Origin of the sequence: Burkholderia sp. WTPI3 (genome assembly GCF_021483755.1) — a bacterium.
In the GTDB taxonomy this organism is placed as follows: Bacteria; Pseudomonadota; Gammaproteobacteria; order Burkholderiales; family Burkholderiaceae; genus Burkholderia.
Genome location: NZ_JAGIXF010000173.1, coordinates 1 through 4,967 on the forward strand (window position 1 = coordinate 1; position 4,967 = coordinate 4,967).

Below are 4,967 nucleotides of genomic sequence, written 5' to 3' on the forward strand. Positions count from 1 at the left end.
ACTGGAGGATTTTCTGTCCGACGGCGCGGCCGAGGAAACGCTCGATGCGGTGATCGACTGGGGCCGTTACGGCGAGATATTTTCGTACAACGACCAGACCGAAATCTTCAGTCTCGAGGACGTCGAGTCCTGAGTGCGTGTGCCGGGCCGTGCGGCCCGGCTTCTTGTGTCGCACGCGTTACGCGCGACGCTTCGCACCGCTACTGCAAATTCCCCCACCGATCGACGGCCGGCTCGGCGGACGCCCACTTCCAGCGCGTGCCTTGCTGGCACGCACTCGCGAAATACCAGTCGGCCTTGTCGCCGTCCTTCACCGAGAACGCGAATTCCTTGCACAGCGCGAGCGCTGTCGAATACGCACGCGCGACGCGTACCTCGCCTTCGCCGTTCTCCAGCGGCAGCGTGTTCTTCACCTTCCACGGCTTCACTTCACCGACGGCCAACGTGCCAGCCACCTTCGCGATCGCGTCCTGCTGGTTCTGATGGAGCTGCTTCATCGTGCGGTTGACGGCCTCGTCGGTCGCCGCCTGCACGGCAATGCCGACGCCGACACCCACGGCCGGGTTCGCAGTGACGAGGCCCGTCGCCGCGCCGGCGAGCGCGCCGCTTGCCGCGCCGACCGAGCCGCAGCCCGACAGCGCGGCGGTGGCCGCGCACAGCGCGCCGATCGCCGCGATACGGATCGCGACGCTCATTGCAGCGCGCCCCAGCGCTCGGTCGCGGGCTCGGCCGACGCCCATTTCCACACCGAGCCCTCGCGGCAGATCGTGGCGACGTAGAACGCCGATTGCGCGGCCTTGTCGCCCTTGGCGGGCGTGTCGACCGCGAACACGATTTCCTTGCAGTCGAGCGGGCCGACGCTGATCATCCGGCTCACCGTCACGCGGCCCTGTTCGTCGTCCTCGATCGGGAACGAATGGTGCGTCGACCACGACGCGACGCCGCCGACATCCAGCGGGCCGGCTGCCTTCGCGATCTGTTCCTGCGTATAGCGGTGGGCGACGCGCTGCGTGTACTGGACACCCGCACGGGCGCCGGCGACGGCGCCCAGGCCGATGCCCGTCGCGACGGCGGCGTTGCTGGTGACTTTTGATGCGATCGCGGCGCCCGCGATACCTGCGCCGGCGGTCGCGCCTTCGCTGTACAGCGAGTTGCAGCCGGACAGCAGTGAGGCCGTGGCGAGCGCGGCCAGCACGATGCGCGCCGGCATGGCCCGGTGCGGCGATTCGAAGCGAATGTTCATCCCTGAGTGCAAGTCCTGTCTGGGTGAGCGGCGACGCGTGCGCGCCCCCTTGCCGCGTCATTGTTTCGCAATTGTCATAGGAAAACTGCAAAGCTTTGACAAATCGCCCCACGGCAGCTCGCGCGCATACGCGCGGCGCTATTGTCGGACAGATGATTGGCGAGGGGTCGAAACGTTACAAATTGAAGGTAATTGTTACCTTCGCACGCTCGGAAGCGACCTAGACTGTTTTGTTATGGAATGTTTCAACGACGGCCCCGAGCCGCGCTGCATATGAGACACCCAGCCATGCGTCGTTCGAAACGCCTTTCACCGCGTCCGCCCGAGATGGGTGCCGACCGACCCAATCCGCAGCGCGACACGCCTGTCGCGCCGCCCGCGGGAGCGCCCGACCAGGCGCCGTCCGACGGCGATCACAACCAGGGCGGCGCCCGCCCGGAAGGGCTCGACTATCAACGCGATCTCGGCCAGGAGCAGGACGCTTGACGCTGTCGCCGTTGCATTCCGCTGCCGCACTTCACTGCGCTCTTTGTTGCATCGCTCACATCTGAATCGCCGCGCGACCGCCTTTGGGCCGCCGCACCCGTCGTGGCGCGCGCCGCGCGTCATCCAATCGAATCGAGGAGGGGAAGCTGCATGAGCAGATTGATCGTGGTATCGAATCGTGTCGCCGCGGGCGAGGACACACGTCCGAGCGCGGGTGGTCTCGCGGTCGGTGTGATGGACGCGCTCAAGGAAACCGGCGGCGTCTGGTTCGGCTGGAACGGCGAGATCGTCGGTGCGCCCGACGCCGAGCCCGCGATTCAGCGGGACGGCAACGTCACGTACGCGACGCTCGGGCTGACCCGACGCGACTACGATCAGTACTACCGCGGCTTCTCGAATGCGACGCTATGGCCGGTGTTCCATTACCGTGGCGATCTCGCCCGTTTCGACCGGCAGGAGTACGCGGGCTACCTGCGCGTGAACGCGATGCTCGCGCAGCAGCTCGCCGCGCTGTTGCGGCCCGACGACCTGATCTGGGTGCATGACTACCATCTGCTGCCGTTCGCGCATTTCCTGCGCGAGCTTGGCGTGAAGAACCCGATCGGCGTTTTCCTGCACATTCCGTTTCCGTCGCCGGAGATGCTGCGCCTCGTGCCGCCGCACGAGGAACTCGTGAAGTTCATGTGCGCGTACGACGTCGCGGGCTTCCAGACCGACGCCGACAAGCAGGCGTTCGCCGACTACATCGAGCGGCGCGGGATCGGCACGGCGAGCGACGACGGGATGCTGCATGCGCACGGCCGCGTCGTGAAGGTCGCGGCCTATCCGATCGGCGTGCATCCGGATGCGATCGCCGAGGCGGCGGTCCAGTACGGTTCGCGTAAGCCGGTGAAGATGCTGCGCGACGCACTCGACGGCCGCAAGCTCGTGATGAGCGTCGACCGTCTCGACTATTCGAAGGGACTGGTCGAGCGTTTCCAGTCGTTCGAGCGGATGCTTGCGAACGCCCCGGGCTGGCAGGGGCGCGTGTCGCTCGTGCAGATCGCGCCGCCGACGCGCTCCGACGTGCAGACCTACCAGCGCATTCGAGAAACGCTCGAAGGCGAGGCCGGCCGCATCAACGGCCGCTTCTCGCAGCTCGACTGGACGCCGATCCAGTACCTGAACCGCAAGTACGAACGCAACCTGCTGATGGCGTTTTTCCGGATGTCGCAGGTCGGCTACGTGACGCCTTTGCGCGACGGGATGAACCTCGTAGCGAAGGAATACGTCGCGTCGCAGGATCCGGCTGACCCGGGCGTGCTTGTGCTGTCGGAGTTCGCGGGCGCGGCCGCCGAGCTGACCGGCGCGCTGCTCGTCAATCCGTACGACCTGTCGCAGATGGCCGACGCGCTCGAGCGCGCGCTGTCGATGCCGCTCGCGGAGCGGCAGGCGCGTCATGAACAGAACCTCGCGCGGCTGCGCGAGAACGACCTGTCGGTATGGCGTGATACGTTCGTCGCCGACCTGCGCAGCGTCGCGGCAGCCGCGTCGGTCACGCAGCGGGCAGGCCGGCGGGTCGCTCATGTCTGAGTGCGTGGAAGCGGCCGGTGCCGACGATGCGGCCGGCCGTTTCCACGTCGTCACGGGCGGCCCCGGCTCGGGCAAGAGCACGCTGCTCGATGCGCTCGAGCGTGCCGGTTTCGCGCGCTCGCAGGAGGCCGGGCGCGGCGTGATCCGCGACCAGACGGCGATCGACGGCCAGGCGCTGCCGTGGCGCGACCGGGCCGCCTTCGCGGAACTGATGCTCGGTTGGGAGATGCGCTCGTACCATCTGGCGCAATGCGCGCGCGGGCCGGTGTTCTTCGATCGCGGCGTGCCGGACGTGATCGGCTACCTGCGGTTGACGGGCCTCACGGTGCCCGCGCATGCGGATGCGGCGGCGCGGCGTTTTCGCTATCACCGGCGCGTGTTCATCGCGCCGCCATGGCCCGAGATCTACGTGCAGGACACCGAGCGCCGGCAGGATTTCGCGGAAGCCGTGCGGACCTACGAAGCGATGGTCGACTGCTATACGTCGTACGGCTATCGGCTGATCGAGCTGCCGCGCGCGAGCGTGAAGGCACGCGTGCGCTTCGTGATGGATACGCTCGACGCGGCGTGACGTGCGTACGTTGCACGCGTCGATTTCAGGTTGCCGCGTCGGGCTTTGGCGACGCGATGCGCAGCATGCTCACCACCGCTGCGATCGCTGCGAACGCCGTCGCGAGATAGAGCGCGATGGTCGGCCCGCGATCGGGCGCAAGCCCGAAAATCAATGCGACGAGCGCGGCGCCGAGCGTCTGGCCGGTCAGGCGAGCCGTGCTCAACATCCCGCCCGCGCCGCCACTGCGCTCGCGCGGCGCCGACGACAGCATCGCGCGGTTGTTCGGCGACTGGAACAGCCCGAAGCCAGCGCCGCACAGCGCCATCCGCCACACGATGTCGACGGTGCCCGGGTGCGGGCCGATCGTCGCGAGCGACAGCAACCCGAGCGCGAACAGCGCGAGCCCGATCCCGCCGAGCACGCCGGCCGAGTAGCGGTCCGACAGCACGCCCGCGAGCGGCGCGGCGAACACGATCACGAGCGGCCACGGGGTCATGTAGAGGCCGGTTTCGACCTGCGAGAAGCCGAGCGAATTCTGCAGCCAGAACGGCAGCGCAACGAACGCGAGCATCTGCGACGTGAACGATGCGACCGACGTGCAGATCGACAGCGCGAACATCGGAATGCGCATCAGGTCGACCGGCAGCAGCGGCGCCGGCTGCGACAGTTGACGCTTCACGAAGAAGTAGCCGATGCCGAATGCGACGGCCAGTTCGATCACGACGTATGCGCGGCTTTCGCCGTGGCCGAATCCGTCGACGGCCATGATCAGCAAGCCGAACACGCAGGCGTTCATCAGCGCGCTCGGGAAGTCGTACGGCGCGTTGTGCCGCGGGTTGGTCGGCAGCGCGCGGAGGCTGCCGAATACCGCCGCGATGCCGATCGGCACGTTGACCGCGAACAGCCACGGCCACGACGCGAACGACAGGATCGCCGACGCGACCGTCGGGCCGATTGCCGACGACAGCGCGACCACCATCGCGTTGATCGACAGTCCGCGCCCGAGCATCGCCGACGGGTAGATCATTCGCACGAGCGCCGCATTTACGCTCATGATGCCGGCCGCGCCGAACCCCTGGATCACGCGCATCACCGCGAGCATCGGCAGCGAAC

At 67.6% G+C, this 4,967-nt stretch carries 7 protein-coding genes; 4 read left to right on the forward strand and 3 right to left on the reverse strand.

What is annotated here, in order from left to right; genetic code table 11:
• Positions 1–133 (forward strand): AAA-associated domain-containing protein (locus J7024_RS36145; protein WP_234745983.1); only part of this gene is annotated, 133 nt, incomplete at its 5' end.
• 67 nt (positions 134–200) lie between these two features.
• On the opposite strand, the gene J7024_RS36150 is transcribed toward J7024_RS36145, so the two are convergent.
• Together J7024_RS36150 and J7024_RS36155 are read right to left on the reverse strand one after the other, a co-directional pair.
• Positions 201–695: a hypothetical protein gene (locus J7024_RS36150; RefSeq protein ID WP_124827725.1), complete on the reverse strand. Its 495-nt coding sequence runs from the start codon at positions 693–695 to the stop codon at positions 201–203.
• A complete protein-coding gene (locus tag J7024_RS36155) occupies positions 692–1,243 on the reverse strand; it encodes a hypothetical protein (RefSeq protein ID WP_124827724.1) in 552 nt (183 codons plus the stop codon). Before J7024_RS36155 ends, J7024_RS36150 begins: the two co-directional genes overlap by 4 nt.
• 288 nt (positions 1,244–1,531) lie before the next feature.
• Between J7024_RS36155 and J7024_RS36160 the strand changes: the two genes are divergently transcribed.
• The 3 genes from J7024_RS36160 to J7024_RS36170 all read left to right on the forward strand — a co-directional run bounded on the left by J7024_RS36160 (position 1,532) and on the right by J7024_RS36170 (position 3,872).
• Positions 1,532–1,729, forward strand: a complete 198-nt coding sequence (locus J7024_RS36160) for a hypothetical protein (protein WP_124827723.1) — start codon at positions 1,532–1,534, stop codon at positions 1,727–1,729.
• A 150-nt stretch (positions 1,730–1,879) separates the two neighbouring features.
• The gene (gene otsA, locus J7024_RS36165) at positions 1,880–3,301 is read left to right on the forward strand and encodes an alpha,alpha-trehalose-phosphate synthase (UDP-forming) (RefSeq protein WP_124827722.1); all 1,422 of its coding nucleotides are present in this window, start codon (positions 1,880–1,882) and stop codon (positions 3,299–3,301) included.
• The gene (locus J7024_RS36170) at positions 3,294–3,872 is read left to right on the forward strand and encodes an AAA family ATPase (protein WP_234745981.1); all 579 of its coding nucleotides are present in this window, start codon (positions 3,294–3,296) and stop codon (positions 3,870–3,872) included. The genes otsA and J7024_RS36170 overlap by 8 nt, the downstream gene beginning before the upstream one ends.
• 25 nt (positions 3,873–3,897) lie before the next feature.
• Here J7024_RS36170 and J7024_RS36175 read toward each other — a convergent pair.
• Positions 3,898–4,967: MFS transporter (locus J7024_RS36175; RefSeq protein WP_234745982.1), on the reverse strand; the 1,070-nt coding region annotated here is incomplete at its 5' end.